At 59.5% G+C, this 14608-nt stretch carries 9 protein-coding genes; all 9 read right to left on the reverse strand.

Annotated features, from left to right (window positions below):
* Positions 1-148: 148 nt before the first annotated feature.
* Entirely contained in the window at positions 149-1051 is a 903-nt protein-coding gene (gene yegS, locus IAE50_RS13310) for a lipid kinase YegS (RefSeq protein WP_200133820.1), read from the reverse strand.
* Between the two features lie 251 nt (positions 1052-1302).
* The gene (yegQ, locus tag IAE50_RS13315) at positions 1303-2664 is read right to left on the reverse strand and encodes a tRNA 5-hydroxyuridine modification protein YegQ (RefSeq protein ID WP_200133821.1); all 1362 of its coding nucleotides are present in this window, start codon (positions 2662-2664) and stop codon (positions 1303-1305) included.
* 117 nt (positions 2665-2781) lie between these two features.
* On the reverse strand, positions 2782-3513 hold the full coding sequence (locus IAE50_RS13320; RefSeq protein ID WP_094420982.1) for a tetratricopeptide repeat protein: 732 nt from the start codon (positions 3511-3513) through the stop codon (positions 2782-2784).
* 19 nt (positions 3514-3532) lie between these two features.
* Positions 3533-4255 (reverse strand): two-component system response regulator BaeR, encoded by a 723-nt coding sequence (gene baeR, locus IAE50_RS13325; protein ID WP_023479172.1) that lies wholly within the window; start codon positions 4253-4255, stop codon positions 3533-3535.
* Positions 4252-5724, reverse strand: coding sequence for a two-component system sensor histidine kinase BaeS (baeS, locus tag IAE50_RS13330; protein WP_094420980.1), 1473 nt, complete (start codon positions 5722-5724; stop codon positions 4252-4254). The genes baeR and baeS overlap by 4 nt, the downstream gene beginning before the upstream one ends.
* Positions 5721-7136, reverse strand: a complete 1416-nt coding sequence (locus IAE50_RS13335; protein ID WP_200580454.1) for an MFS transporter — start codon at positions 7134-7136, stop codon at positions 5721-5723. The genes baeS and IAE50_RS13335 overlap by 4 nt, the downstream gene beginning before the upstream one ends.
* The gene (gene mdtC / locus IAE50_RS13340; RefSeq protein ID WP_200580455.1) at positions 7133-10210 is read right to left on the reverse strand and encodes a multidrug efflux RND transporter permease subunit MdtC; all 3078 of its coding nucleotides are present in this window, start codon (positions 10208-10210) and stop codon (positions 7133-7135) included. The genes IAE50_RS13335 and mdtC overlap by 4 nt, the downstream gene beginning before the upstream one ends.
* On the reverse strand, positions 10211-13333 hold the full coding sequence (locus IAE50_RS13345; protein WP_200133825.1) for an MdtB/MuxB family multidrug efflux RND transporter permease subunit: 3123 nt from the start codon (positions 13331-13333) through the stop codon (positions 10211-10213).
* Positions 13333-14556 (reverse strand): MdtA/MuxA family multidrug efflux RND transporter periplasmic adaptor subunit, encoded by a 1224-nt coding sequence (locus IAE50_RS13350; protein ID WP_200580456.1) that lies wholly within the window; start codon positions 14554-14556, stop codon positions 13333-13335. Before IAE50_RS13350 ends, IAE50_RS13345 begins: the two co-directional genes overlap by 1 nt.
* Positions 14557-14608: the final 52 nt, after the last annotated feature.

Genomic DNA, 14608 nt, shown 5'->3' on the forward strand with positions numbered 1-14608 from the left:
GCAGATAAAAACAAAGTCGGTGTCGCTGAAAGCGCGTTTTTGTAGGCCGGATAAGGCGGAGCCGCCATCCGGCAATTGTGCCGCGGAGATAATGCCGGATGGCGCGTACCGCTTATCCGGCCTACGGTTTAGGGTTCACCGATAAAACTTATTTCAATAACGGACAATCCGGCGGCAGGCGGCACTGCAACGCATTGGGGAGCACCTCCATACGGAAATGCTCACCGCGCAGCGGTTCGCCGTCGAGGTTAAAGGTCATTTCATGGGGAGCGGTGATCTCAAACCACGCCGAATGACCGTCGATAATATGCGGATTATCCTCCTCCTGCTGGGTCAGCGTAGTGAAGAGGGCAGGGATAATCTCTTCGCCGGTAAAAATCCGCAGCTGCAACTGACCATCATTAATCAGCGCCTCCGGGCAGAGCTGCTGACCGCCGCCAGCCTGGCGACCATTGCCAATGCCGATCACCAGCGCATCGCCTTCCCAGTGAAAATCCTCGCCGCGAATCACGCAATGGTCAGACTTCAGCATATCCATACGCATCAGGCCGTGGATCAGATAGGAGACGCCGCCGAGTGCGGCTTTCAGTTTTTCTGGCGTTTCGCTGGTAATGCGCGTTCCAAAACCGCCCGTCGCCATATTGATAAAGCAGGTCTCATTATTCACTTTCGCAATATCAATCGGCACCGCTTTACCGACAATCGCCAGCTGCAAGGCTTTATCCAGCGCTTCCGGGATGGCGGTACTGGTAGCGAAATCATTAGCGGTGCCAAGGGGCAGAATACCCAGCACCGGTTTATGCTCTCCCGGGCAATTCACCAGCGCGGTAGCTACTTCATTGATGGTGCCATCACCGCCGCCAGCAATCACCGTCGCGACGCCAAGCTGCTGCGCTTCTGCAACATAACGTGCGGCATCGCCTTTTTCCCAGGTGACGCGCACCTGAATATCCATACCTTCATCGCGCAGCAAATTTATCGCTTCGCGCAGCGGCTCGTCACCGGCGCTTTTGCCGTTAAGGATCAATAAGCTTGTGGGAAATGTACTCATTCTCTTCGTCCTGACAAAAAATCCATGACGAAAGTGTATCTCAGGAAAAGCGAAGGCGTGGAAAAAGCAGATAAAGGGAGAAAAAAATAAGCCTGCGTAAGGGAGATTACGCAGGCTAAGGAGGTGGTTCCTGGTACAGCCAGCATTTATGGGTTATGTTTTTTCAGCGGAGTGCATAATAACCGCATTAAACGTGGCGGTGTGTGATCCGATTCTAAGAATCTTCGCACCGTAAGAATAACCCTGCTAAATTACTTTCCGTGCGGGTTTCTGGTTGTCTGACCAGTGAAATTACGCATCAACAGCGCGTACTCCAGAGGCATATCCTGGGGAACCGGCAGCCATACGGTATAACCATCTCCTGGTGCCACAGACATCGCTTCGCCTTTGCCGCTCTCCATCTGCTCCAGCGTAAAGTTGACGTTGCCCTGCGGCGTCATCAATTCAAGGCTGTCGCCAACGGAGAACTTATTTTTCACCCGCACCGCCGCGAGCTCGCCTTTGCGCTCGCCAGTAAACTCGCCGACAAACTGCTGGCGCTCAGAGAGCGAGTAGCCGTAGTCGTAATTCTGGTAATCATCATGGGTATGACGGCGCAGGAAGCCTTCGGTATAGCCGCGGTGCGCCAGCCCTTCCAGCGTCTCCAGCAATGAGGTGTCGAACGGTTTACCCGCTGCGGCATCGTCAATCGCTTTGCGGTAGACCTGCGCGGTGCGTGCGCAGTAGTAGAAGGATTTGGTACGGCCTTCGATTTTAAGTGAGTGCACGCCCATCTGCGTCAGGCGCTCAACGTGGGCAATCGCGCGCAGATCTTTGGAATTCATGATGTAGGTGCCGTGCTCATCTTCAAAGGCGGTCATGTACTCGCCCGGACGCTGCGCCTCCTCAATCATAAACACCTTATCGGTCGGCGCGCCAACGCCGAGGGTCGGCTCAACGTTCTGCACCGGAATTGGCTCGTGAACGTGCACGATATTACCGACCGCGTCTTCTTTTCCTTCCTGGACGTTATACTCCCAGCGGCAGGCGTTGGTGCAGGTGCCCTGGTTTGGATCGCGTTTGTTGATATAGCCCGACAGCAGGCAGCGGCCGGAGTAGGCCATGCACAGCGCGCCATGAACGAAGATCTCCAGCTCCATCTCCGGCACCTGGGCGCGGATTTCGGCAATCTCTTCCAGCGACAGTTCGCGGGAGAGGATCACGCGCGTCAGCCCCATCTGTTGCCAGAACTTCACCGTCGCCCAGTTAACGGCATTCGCCTGCACCGAGAGGTGGATCGGCATCTGCGGGAAGTGTTCACGAACCATCATGATAAGCCCCGGATCGGACATAATCAGCGCGTCCGGCCCCATCTCCACCACCGGTTGCAGATCGCGGATAAAGGTTTTCAGCTTGGCATTGTGCGGCGCGATATTCACCACCACGTAGAACTGCTTACCCAGCGCGTGGGCTTCGTTAATACCGATTTGCAGATTTTCGTGGTTGAATTCGTTATTACGCACGCGCAGCGAGTAGCGCGGCTGGCCTGCGTAAACGGCATCCGCGCCGTAAGCGAAAGCGTAACGCATATTTTTCAGCGTTCCCGCCGGGGAGAGAAGTTCCGGTTTAAACATGATGATCTCATTCTGATGACAGGTCAGATCGCCCCATTCTCATGGGGCGGCAGGGGAGTTCCCCTGAATTTAGGGCGGGAATTGTAGCGCTGCGCGCCGGGGGAGTAAACCGGCGTCTCAGTTGACGCGCAGATAGGTGCCGTCGGCGCTGACGTTATGACCAAAAGCGCAGTTGTCGATGTTGTCGGTCTTCATAGCGAGACTTTTACCATCCGGCGAAAGCGCCAGCGAGATCTTACAGGTGGTGCCTAAATCCGAAATGACGATATCGCCTTTACCCTCTTTCAGCGCCACTTTTTCACTGAACTCGCCGATATTCGGCCCGGAGTAGAGCCCCATCAGACCGTAGTAGGCGCCCTCCCAGTCAGCTTTATAGGTGTCGTTACCCTGCGATGTCAGCTTCAGGATCTGGAAACCACTGCGTCCGGAATATTGCCAGTACTCACCGGCAGGGGAGGTCGGCTTCGGCAGCGCGTCAAGTTTGTCCTGGATGCGCGACAGGTTATATTTCGACTTCTCGTCATCCGGCATGATGGTCAGCCACGCCTGCGCTTTGCGATACTCGCCCTGGCGGATCCAGGTCAGCGCGACGTTATTGTAGGCGGTGGCGATTAGCACATCATTGGGATCATTCTTGCCAAACTCGCACTGCTCAAGCCACGCCGCCTGCTGCTCAAAGGCTTCACGCGCTTTCGGGTAGTTTTTCGCGCTGTAGAAGGTCTCGCCCTGTTTTGCGTAGCCGCTGATTTTGGCGCAGTCAGCCTTAATTTGCGCTTCGGTAATCTCTGCCTGGCAACCGAAGGCCGCGAACATCAGCGCCAGCGCGCCGTAGGTATATTTCCTCACCATCCCTTCCTTATAAAAAGAGTTACGCCAGTTTGCAGGCGTCCGCCTCCCAGCGATAGCCCACGCCGTAGACCGCGCGAATAAAGGATTGCTCCTCGTCCAGCGCTTCCAGTTTGCGACGCAGGTTTTTGATATGACTATCGATAGTGCGGTCGGTCACCACGCGGTAGTCATCATACAGATGATTGAGTAATTGTTCGCGCGAGAAAACTTTACCCGGTTCGCTGGAGAGAGTTTTCAGCAGGCGGAACTCGGCGGGCGTCAAATCGAGCAGCTTGCTGTGCCAGCTCGCCTGGAATCGGCCTTCATCGACAATCAACGGGCTTTCGGCATCAAGCTGCTGCAATTCGCGCTGCGGTTTGCAGCGGCGCAGAATGGTCTTCACCCGCGCCACCACTTCACGCGGGCTGTAGGGTTTGCAGATGTAGTCATCGGCACCGATCTCCAGCCCCAGCAGGCGGTCGATCTCTTCGATCTTGGCGGTCACCATGACAATCGGCACATTGCAGAAGCGGCGGATTTCACGACACAGCGTTAAGCCATCGACGCCAGGCAGCATCAGGTCGAGCAGGATCAGATCCGGCGGCGTCTGGCGCACGTAACTGAGCACCTGATCGCCATGGCTAATCAGCGACGGCGCGTAACTTGCCGCGCGCAGATAGTCGATCAGCAGTTGTCCGAGCTTCGGTTCATCTTCAACGATCAGGATGCGCGGCGTGTTTTCATCAATAGGTAACTCTGTCATACATCTCTCGATTTTTCGCGTTCAAGCGGAAGTTCAACTGTAATGCTAACCCCGCCAAATGGCGAGTGCGCGGCATGGATAGCGCCACCGTGCGCCTCCACAATATTCAGACAGATTGCCAGCCCCAGCCCGGAGCCACCGCTGGCGCGGTTGCGCGAGCCTTCCGTGCGGTAGAAGCGCTCAAACAGGCGCTGCAACTGCTCGTCACTCACCCCAGGGCCGCTGTCGGCAAAGCGCAGCAGCAGGGTGTTATCGCGCGGGATAAGCTGGATAAGCGTTCGCCCGCCGCTGTCGGTGTAGCGCAGGCTGTTCTCCAGCAGGTTATTAAATAGCTGCATTAAGCGATGCGGATCGCCAAACACCGTCGCGCTCTCCGGCAACTCCAGCGACAGCGTCAAATTGCGGCTGGCGAAGCGTTCACGAAACGCGCCAGCGGCTATCTCCACCAGCGAGACGGCATCCACCGATTTTTTCTGATAGGCCAGCGCGCCCTCATCGGACATCGATAGCTGATGCAGATCGTCCACCAGCTTGGTCAGCGTGGCGACCTCGGCCTGCAACGAGGTGACCGACTCGGGGGTAAACTGCCGCACGCCATCCTGAATCGCCTCCAGTTCGCCACGCAGCACCGCCAGCGGCGTGCGCAGCTCATGGGAGATATCGGCCATAAAGTCGCGGCGCATCTGCTGGTTCTTCTCAAGGGTGCTGGCGAGCTGGTTAAAGTCCTGCGCCAGTCGGCCAATCTCATCCTGGCTGCCCGGTTTCACGCGGGTTGAAAAGTCGCCCGAGGCAAGTTTATGCGTACCGTCCACCAGCCGTTTAACCGGGGCCAGCAGCCCGCGCGCCAGCGGGAAGGTGGCAATAGCGGCCAGCAGCGTGGCGAGGCCGACAATCACCCAACTGGTGCGCCGCTGCTGGCGGTCAAAGTTGATATCGGTATTGCGCGTCAGCTTTTTCACCGGCGAGGCGATCACCCAGCCGACGGTGGCATTATTCACTTTTATCTGGCGCTGCGTACCATCCACCGGCACCGGGGAATGTGGGCCGACCAGCACCCGTTTTTGCTGATCCAGCACCCAGAAGCGGGTGCGCCAGCCGTGGGGCGGCATATCCGGGCGATCCGGCGGGCCTGCGTCCTCTTGCGGACCTGGGCCGCGCTCACGATCGGGGCCGCCGGGGCCGGGGCGCCCGTCATCATGCTCATTCTCCCGGTCAAAGGAGCGCAGGATCTGGAAAATCATCCGGTCATTGTGGCGCAGAAATTGCCAGTCGCCGTGCTGGGTATACTGCTCGGCGAGGGTATCCGTCAGCATCTGCAAGCGCAGGTCGTTGCCGCGCTTGATGTAGTTCATAAAGTCATGCTCAAAGCTGATGCGCACCGCCCAGTGGGTAGCGAACAGCAGCAGAATGCAGGTGGTGAGAATGGCGAGAAAGAGTTTGGCCGTGATCCCCGGCCGCCAGAACCTCATGATGTTCTCCTGTTGCGACGGGCAATCACCGCATTTTGGCTGGCGTCATCGGGCACGCGGGCAAAAAGGGCCGCCGGCAGTGCAATAATCACCGCCATCGTCAGATAAGTATAAAGAAAGACCTCGTGCGCCACGCCGCTGTCCGCCGAGAGATTCTGCTGCCCGAAGAGGCCGAGCAGCAGACCGGCGACGCTGACGCCAATACTCATCGAGAGCTGCATAATCATCGACAGCATACTGTTGCCGCCGCTTGCCAGTTCATCGGGCAGATCTTTCAGCGTCAGGGTGTTCATCGACGAGAAGCGCATCGAGTTAATCATCCCCTGGCAGAAGAGCACCACCGGCAGCAGGTAATACCAGCCAAGCAGCGCTGTCGCCATAAACAGCAGGCTGACCAGCGCGAGGCCAATAGTTGAGGCGACCAGCACGCGGCGATAGCCAAAGCGGTTAACCACCTGCACAACGATCCGCTTCATCCCCATGCTGCCGAGCACCATCGGGATCATCATCAGCCCGGCGTGGAACGGTGAAAAGCCGAGGCCGATCTGCAAAAAGACCGGTGTCATAAAGGGCAGCATGCCGCTGCCGATACGTCCGGCGAAGCTCCCTGTAAGCCCTAATGAAAAGCTGCGGGTGCGGAACAGGCGCAAATTAAACAGCGCCCGGTCATTGCCCCTTGCGTGCAGGAGATAGAAGAGGATCGCCGCTGCCCCAACCGCCACCAGACCGCCCAGTTGCCAGAGCGTCAGGCCAAGGCCGCGGCTGCCGTCGAGTGCCAGCGTCAGCGTCGCCATGCCGCCCGCCAGCAGCACGAAACCGGAAAAATCGAAGCGGCGGGTTTGCAGGGTATAGTTCGGCATCAGGCTCAGGGTGGCAATCGCGCCAATAATGCCCACCGGCAGGTTAATCAGGAAGATCCAGTGCCAGGAGGCGTACTCCACCAGAATGCCGCCGAGCGCCGGGCCAAGCAGCGGGCCGACCTGGCCTGGCAGCGTCACAAAGGTCATCGCCGCCATATAGTGGGTGCGCGGCACGATCTTCATCACCGTTAAGCGCCCGACCGGCACCATCATCGCGCCACCAAAGCCCTGCAGCACGCGCGCCAGGATCAGCTGATCGAGCGTGGCGGCCAGCGCGCAAAATAGCGACCCGGCGGTAAAGAGCACAATCGCCACGCAGAAGATATTGCGCACGCCAACCCGGTCAGCCAGCCAGCCGCTGGCAGGCAGCATCACCGCAACGGTCAGCACATAAGAGACCACCACCATATGCATATGCAGCGGGCTCTCGCCGAGGCTTGCCGCCATCGAGGGGAGGGCGGTGTTAACAATGGTGGTATCCAGTGACTGCATAAAGAAGCCAAAGGCGACTATCCATAACTGCCAGCGGATCTGTTTCGGTAACTCATTCATTCACTTACGGGCTCTCTCACTTTGCGACTAAACCGCGCGCGCAGACGATCAAAGAAGAGGTAGACCACCGGCGTGGTATAGAGCGTCAGCAACTGGCTCATCACCAGCCCGCCGACAATGGTGATACCGAGCGGCTGGCGCAACTCTGAGCCATCTCCGCTGGAGATCACCAGCGGCAGGGCACCAAACAGCGCCGCCAGGGTGGTCATCATAATCGGGCGAAAACGCAGCAGGCAGGCCTGGAAAATCGCCTCTTCGGCGCTCAGTTGCCCCTTGCGCTGCGCCTCGAGGGCGAAGTCGACCATCATAATGGCGTTTTTCTTCACAATCCCGATAAGCAGCATAATACCAATCAGCGCAATCAGGCTAAACGGCGCGCCAAACAGCTCCAGCGCCAGCAGTGCGCCAACGCCCGCCGACGGCAGGGTCGACAGAATGGTCAGCGGGTGAACATAGCTCTCATAGAGAATGCCAAGCACGATATAGACCGTGGCGATGGCTGCGAGGATCAGGATCACCTGTGAGTTCATCGTCTCCTGGAACACTTGCGCGGTACCGGCAAAGCTGCCGCGCACGCTGTTCGGCACGCCAAGCTGCGTCATGGTGCGGTCAATCGCCTCGCTGGCCTGCGAGAGCGAGACGCCCGCTGGCAGGTTAAAGGCAATGGTTGAGGCCGCCGACAACCCCTGGTGGTTAACCGACAGCGGCGCATTCGCCGGTTGCCAGTGGGCAAAGTAGGAGAGGGGAATCGACGCGCCCGCATCATTGATGATGTACATCTTATCCAGCGCGCTGACATCCTGGGTGTAGCGCGGGTCGACCTCCATCACCACTTTGTACTGGTTAAGCGGCTGGTAGATGGTGGAGATCTGCCGCTGGCCAAAGGCGTTATTCAGCAGGCTGTTTGCTGCCTGCACGCTGATGCCAAGGCGGGTCATGGTTTCCCGGTCATAGACCAGGTTCATCTCCGCGCCGTTATCCTGCTGGTCCGAGTTAACATCCGCCAGCTCCGGCAGCGCCGCAAACGCTTTGCGGATCTTCGGCTCCCACTCGCGCAGGTCGCTTAAGGAATCTGACAGCAGTGCAAACTGGTAGCTGGCATTGGCCTGGCGGCCGCCGACGCGAATATCCTGCACCGCCATCAAAAAGAGGCTCGCGCCCGGCTCTTTTGCCAGCTTACTGCGCAGGCGGTCAATCACCTCCTGCGCGGTGGCGTGGCGCTGGTCGCGCGATTTGAGGGTGATAAACATCATCCCGCTATTAACCCGCGAGCCGCCGGTGAAGCCGGTGACGTTATCCACCGCTGGATCCTCGCGGATGATCTGCATAAAGTCCTGCAACTTGCCGCGCATCGCCTGGAAGGAGATGCTCTGATCCGCCTGAATACCGCCCATCAGCACGCCGGTATCCTGCTCCGGGAAGAAGGTTTTCGGAATCGAGATATAGAGCCAGATATTGAGCGCGATAGTGCCAAGCAGCACCACGCCAACCAGCCGGGCGTGGTTAAGCACCCATTTCAGCGAGCGGGCATACTGCTGCTGGATGCGGGTTAACAGGCGACCAACGCCTCTCTCCCGCGTACGGCTATGCGGCTTATGGGCTTTGAGCAACCAGCCGCACATCATTGGCGTCAGGGTGAGTGAGATCAGCAGCGAAATGCCAATCGCCACCGACAGCGTAACGGCAAACTCGCGCAGCAACCGCCCCGGCAGCCCGGCCATCAGCAGCAGCGGCAGGAACACTGCCACCAGCGACAGGCTCATCGACAGCACCGTAAAGCCCACTTCCCGCGTCCCTTGCAGCGCCGCCTGCAACGGCTTCATCCCCGCTTCGAGATGGCGGGAGATATTCTCCAGCACCACAATCGCGTCATCGACCACAAAGCCAGTGGCGATAGTCAGCGCCATCAGCGACAGGTTGTTGAGGCTAAAACCGCACAGATACATAGCGGCAAAGGTGCCAACCAGCGACACCGGCACGGCCACCGCCGGGATAAAGGTCGCCCGACCTGAACGCAGAAAGAGGAACACCACCAGGATCACCAGCGCGACGGAGATCACCAGCGTCTGCTCCACCTCCTCCAGCGAGGCGCGGATGGTCGGTGAGCGATCCTGAGCGATTTGCAGGTCAATGGCGGCGGGAATGGTCTTTTGCAGTTCCGGCAGGCGGGCGCGAATGCTGTCCACCGTCTGGATAATATTGGCTTCCGGCAGTTTGCGGACCATCAGCAAAATCGCCGGTTTGGCGTTGGTCATCCCGGCGTTGCGCACATCCTGCACCGAGTTGGTGACCGTGGCGACATCGCTTAAGCGTACCGCAGCGCCATTTTTGTGGTGAATAATCAGCGGCTGGTACTCCGCCGCAGTTTTTAACTCATCATTGGTCTGCACCTGCCAGCGGTGCGAGCCATCCTCCAGCGCGCCCTGCGGTTTGCGCACGTTGGCATTGCTGATGGCCGTGCGCACCGCATCAAGAGAGACGCCCTGGTTAAACAGCGCCTGCGGATTGAGATCGACCCGCACGGCGGGCAGGGAGCTGCCGCCGACATCGACATCGCCGACACCGTCGATTTGCGACAGGGTTTGCGCCAGCTGCGTTGAGGCAAAGTCATACAGCTCACCCTGGGAGTAGGTATCCGAGGTGAGGGTCAGGATCATGATCGGCGCAGCGGAGGGGTTCGCTTTGCGGTAGGTCGGGCGGCTCGGCATGCCGCTCGGCAGCAGGCTCTGCGCGGCGTTGATTGCCGCCTGCACATCGCGCGCCGCGCCGTTGATATCGCGGTCGAAATTGAACTCAAGAATAATGCGCGTACTGCCAAGCGAGCTGGAGGAGGTCATCTCGCTCACTCCGGCAATGCGTCCCAGCGAGCGCTCAAGCGGCGTAGCGACCGACGAGGCCATAGTCTCCGGCGAAGCGCCGGGCAGCGAAGCGCTGACCATGATCACCGGAAAATCAACCTGTGGCAGCGGGGCGACCGGCAGCAGCCGGAAGCCGAGAATGCCGCACAGGGTGATGGCGAGCGAAATCAGGATCGTCGCCACCGGGCGGTAAATGAAGAGGGCGAAGAACTTCACTTACGCCTCCTCTTCACGCTGCGGAAAGCGCTTTTTCGCCGCCAGCGCCAGGCGGTCGAAGAGCAGATAGATCACCGGCGTGGTAAACAGCGTCAGCACCTGGCTCACCAGCAGGCCGCCGACCATGCCGATCCCCAGCGGGCGACGCAGCTCTGCGCCAACGCCGGTGCTGAGCATCAGCGGCAGCGCGCCGAGCAGCGCCGCCAGGGTGGTCATCAGGATCGGGCGAAAACGCAGCAGGCAGGCCTGGAAGATGGCATCGCGCGGCGACATGCCCGCTTCGCGCTCGGCGGCGAGGGCGAAGTCGATCATCATGATGGCGTTCTTCTTCACAATGCCGATCAGCAAGATGATGCCGATAATGGCGATCACATCCAGCTCGCTGCCGGAGATCATCAGCGCCAGCAGCGCGCCGACGCCCGCCGTTGGCAGCGTCGAGAGGATGGTTATCGGGTGGATAAAGCTCTCATACAGCACGCCGAGTACGATATACATCGCCGCTATCGCCGCAACAATCAGCCAGATGGTGCTGCCGAGCGCCGCCTGGAACGCCAGCGTGCTGCCCTGGAATTCGGTGCGGATATCGGTCGGGAAGTGGAGGGTTTTTTCGCTCTCCTGCACCGCGTCAACCGCATCGCCCAGCGAGTAACCGTCGGCGACGTTAAAGGAGATGGTGGTCGACGGGAACTGATCGAGATGGTTGATGCTTAACGGCGCATAGCGCTGCTCGATTTTGGCAATCGACGACAGCGGCACCACGCCGCCATCGCTGCTGGTCAGGCGAATATTATCCAGCCCCGCCAGACCCGGCGTCTGCGTGGTGTCATGCTCCAGCACTACCCGGTACTGGTTCGCCTGAGTGTAGATGGTGGAGATCAGGCGCTGACCAAAGGCGTTGTAGAGGGCGTTATCGACATCCGCCATGCTGATACCGAGGCGGCTGGCGCTGTCGCGATCCACGTTGACATAGGCCACCAGCCCTTTGTCCTGCCAGTCGCTGCTGACATCCGCCAGCTGCGGCATCGCCTGCAATTTACTCACCAGCTGCGGTACCCAGGTGCTGAGCGCCTCAAGGGAGTTTGCCTGCAGGGTGAACTGATACTGGGTGCGGCTGACGGTCGTATCAATGGTCAGATCCTGCGTCGGTTGCAGGTAGAGCGACATACCCGGCACATTGCCCGCCGCCTGCTGCAACCGCTCGATCACCGGCTGAACGCGATCGTCGCGCTCATCAAGTGGTTTGAGGTTGATCTGCAACCGCGCGCTGTTCAGGGAGGGGTTGGTGCCGTCAACGCCGACGAAAGCGGTGAGGCTCTCCACGGCCGGATCGCGCAGGATAATATCCGCCACCTGCCGCTGGCGCTCCGCCATGCTGGCAAAGGAGGCGGATTGCGGTGCCTGCAACGTGCCCTGAATGATGCCGTTGTCCTGGATTGGGAAGAAGCCTTTCGGAATAAAGATCCACAGCATCACCGACAGCAGCAGCGTGCCGAGGGCGACGCCAAGCGTCAGCCACGGGTGATTAAGCACCCGGCTCAGCAGACGACCGTAACCGGCAATCACCCGCTCAAAAAAGCGCTCCGAGGCGCGGGAGAAGCGGTTCTGCTTGCGCAGAGATTCCGCGCTCAGCATGCGCGCGCACATCATCGGCGTTAAGGTCAGCGACACCACAGCGGAGATAAGAATGGCAATCGCCAGCGTGACGGCAAACTCGCGGAACAGCCGCCCAACGATATCGCCCATAAACAGCAGCGGGATCAGCACCGCAATCAGCGAGAAGGTGAGCGAGATGATGGTAAAGCCGATCTCGCCTGCGCCTTTCAGCGCCGCATTCAGCGGTTTTTCGCCCTTTTCGATATAGCGCGAGATGTTTTCGATCACCACAATCGCATCATCGACGACAAAGCCGGTGGCGATGGTCAGCGCCATCAGCGTCAGGTTATTGATGGAGAAATCGAGAAACACCATCGCCGCAAAGGTGCCAATCAGCGACAGCGGCACCGCAACGGCGGGGATAATCGTCGCCGGAATATTGCGCAGGAAGAGGTAGATAATCATCACCACCAGCGCAATCGCCAGCATCAGCTCAAACTGCGTGTCGCTTACCGAGGCGCGGATATTGTTGGTGCGATCCGAGAGGACTTTCACGCTGACAGATTTCGGCAGGCTCTCGGTAAGCTGCGGCAGCAGGGCACGGATGTTATCGGCGGTATCGATAATGTTTGCGCCCGGCTGGCGCTGCACATTCATCACAATCGCCTGCTGTTTATTCGCCCACGCGCCGAGCCAGCTGTTCTCTGCACCCTGTTCAACGGTGGCGATATCGCCGAGGCGGATCGGCGCGCCGTTCTGGTAAGCGATAATCAGCTTGCGGTACTCCTCGGCGGACTGCATCTGGTCATTGGCCGAGAGGGTGACGGCGCGGGTCGGGCCATCAAGGCTACCCTTCGCCGAGTTGACGTTAGCGTTACTGATGGCGGTGCGCACGGTTTCACTGGTTAACCCCAGCCCGGCAATCGCCTGCGCGTTGAGTTTGACGCGCACCGCCGGACGCTGACCGCCGGAGAGCGTTACCAGCCCGACGCCGGAGACCTGGGAAATCTTCTGCGCCACGCGCGTTTCCACCATATCCTCCACCCGCGTCATCGGCATGGCGGAAGAGGTGACCGCCAGCGTCATGATCGGCGGGTCGGCGGGGTTCACTTTGTTGTAGACCGGCGGGTTCGGTAAGTCCGAAGGCAGCAGGCTGTTGGCGGCGTTCATTGCCGCCTGCACTTCTTGTTCGGCGACATCCAGCGGCAGGCTCAGCTGGAATTGCAGCGTAACCACTGAGGCACCGCCGGAGCTCTGCGAAGACATCTGCTTTAAGCCCGACATCTGGCCAAACTGGCGCTCAAGCGGCGCGGTAATCGCCGAGGTCACCACATCCGGGCTGGCGCCAGGGTAGAGCGTCACCACCTGAATGGTTGGATAATCCACTTCCGGCAGCGCCGACACGGGCAGAAAACGGTAGCCGATGATCCCGGCCAGCAGGATCGCCACCATCAACAGCGTGGTGGCGACCGGACGCAGAATAAAGAGACGCGAAGGGCCACCCGTCCGGCCCGGCGGTAACAGCTGCATCAGCCTTGTGCTCCTTTCGCCGGACGTTCACGCTTCGCGGGCAGGGTTTCTGCGTTGCTGGCGTCAACCACTTCGACCTGCGCGCCCTCTGTCAGACGGTCGATACCGTCGGTGACGACGCGATCGCCTGCCGATAACCCGGCGCTAATCACCACTTTCTGGCTGTCCTGGATGCCTGGCGTTACCGTGTGTTTGCTGACCTTGTTCTTATCGTTCAGCACCCAGACGAAGTTACCTTCATTACCCATTTGCAGCGCTGCGGCAGGGATCACCACCGCATCCTGCTGGGTGGCGACCAGCATACGGGCGTTAACAAATTGATTCGGGAAGAGGGCGTCGTTCTGGTTGTCGAAACGCGCTTTCAGCTTGATGGTGCCGGTAGTGGCGTCGATCTGGTTATCCAGGCTCAACAACGTACCGCTGCTGAGCTTCTGCTTATTGGTGCGATCCCAGGCTTCCACCACCAGTTTCTGCGCATTTTTCTGCGCCTGCACAACAGTCGCGATGTCGCTCTCCGGCAGGGTAAAGATGAGATCGATAGGGTGGGTCTGCGTCAGCACCACAATACCGGTGGTATCGCTACTGCTAATTTGGTTGCCAACATCGACCTGCTTCAGGCCGACGCGTCCGCTAACGGGCGCGGTGATGCGGCTCCACTCCAGCTGCAACTGGGCGCTGGCGACGGAGGCTTCATCCGCTTTTACCGTGCCTTCGGATTCGCTGACCAGCGCCTGCTGGGCATCAAGATCCTGGCGAGAGACGAGGCTGGTTTTCGCCAGTTGCTGGTAGCGGGCAAGATCGCGGCGGGCGTTGGCAAGGGTTGCTTTATCTTTCGCCAGCTGGCCCTGCGCCTGCGCCAGCGCGACGTTGAATTCGCTGGGGTCAATCTCCGCCAGCAGATCGCCAGCGTTAACCTGTTGCCCCTCCTGGAAATGGATCGCCTTAAGCTGACCCGAGACGCGGCTGCGCACGGTAACGGTATTCGCTGCGGTGATGGTGCCGAGGCCGGAGAGATAGCGCGGAACGGATTCGCTGGTGGCGGTGGCAGCCTGCACTGGTGGCAGCGCGCCGCGCATGCCGTGACGTCCGCCGCCCGCAGGCGCTTTTTGCCCGCTTGCCGTGGTGGTTGAGGGGGTGTGCGCAAAATAGTACCAGGCCGCACCTGCCAGTGCGATGACCAGTGCCGCGACAACGGTGCGGCGAAAAGTGACTCGTCCTTTCATCGTTATAGGTATCTCTTTAAATCGAATGGCGAAGTAATAGTAGTGTAGTCAC

Origin of the sequence: Kosakonia sp. S42, assembly GCF_016624785.1 — a bacterium.
GTDB lineage: Bacteria > Pseudomonadota > Gammaproteobacteria > Enterobacterales > Enterobacteriaceae > Kosakonia > Kosakonia cowanii.

Bases quoted from the DNA above. Each gene is read 5' to 3' on its own strand.
- yegS (WP_200133820.1), bottom strand. From the start codon at position 1,051: ATGAGTACATTTCCCACAAGCTTATTGATCCTTAACGGCAAAAGCGCC.
- yegQ (WP_200133821.1), bottom strand. From the start codon at position 2,664: ATGTTTAAACCGGAACTTCTCTCCCCGGCGGGAACGCTGAAAAATATG.
- IAE50_RS13320 (WP_094420982.1), bottom strand. From the start codon at position 3,513: ATGGTGAGGAAATATACCTACGGCGCGCTGGCGCTGATGTTCGCGGCC.
- baeR (WP_023479172.1), bottom strand. From the start codon at position 4,255: ATGACAGAGTTACCTATTGATGAAAACACGCCGCGCATCCTGATCGTT.
- baeS (WP_094420980.1), bottom strand. From the start codon at position 5,724: ATGAGGTTCTGGCGGCCGGGGATCACGGCCAAACTCTTTCTCGCCATT.
- IAE50_RS13335 (WP_200580454.1), bottom strand. From the start codon at position 7,136: ATGAATGAGTTACCGAAACAGATCCGCTGGCAGTTATGGATAGTCGCC.
- IAE50_RS13345 (WP_200133825.1), bottom strand. From the start codon at position 13,333: ATGCAGCTGTTACCGCCGGGCCGGACGGGTGGCCCTTCGCGTCTCTTT.
- IAE50_RS13350 (WP_200580456.1), bottom strand. From the start codon at position 14,556: ATGAAAGGACGAGTCACTTTTCGCCGCACCGTTGTCGCGGCACTGGTC.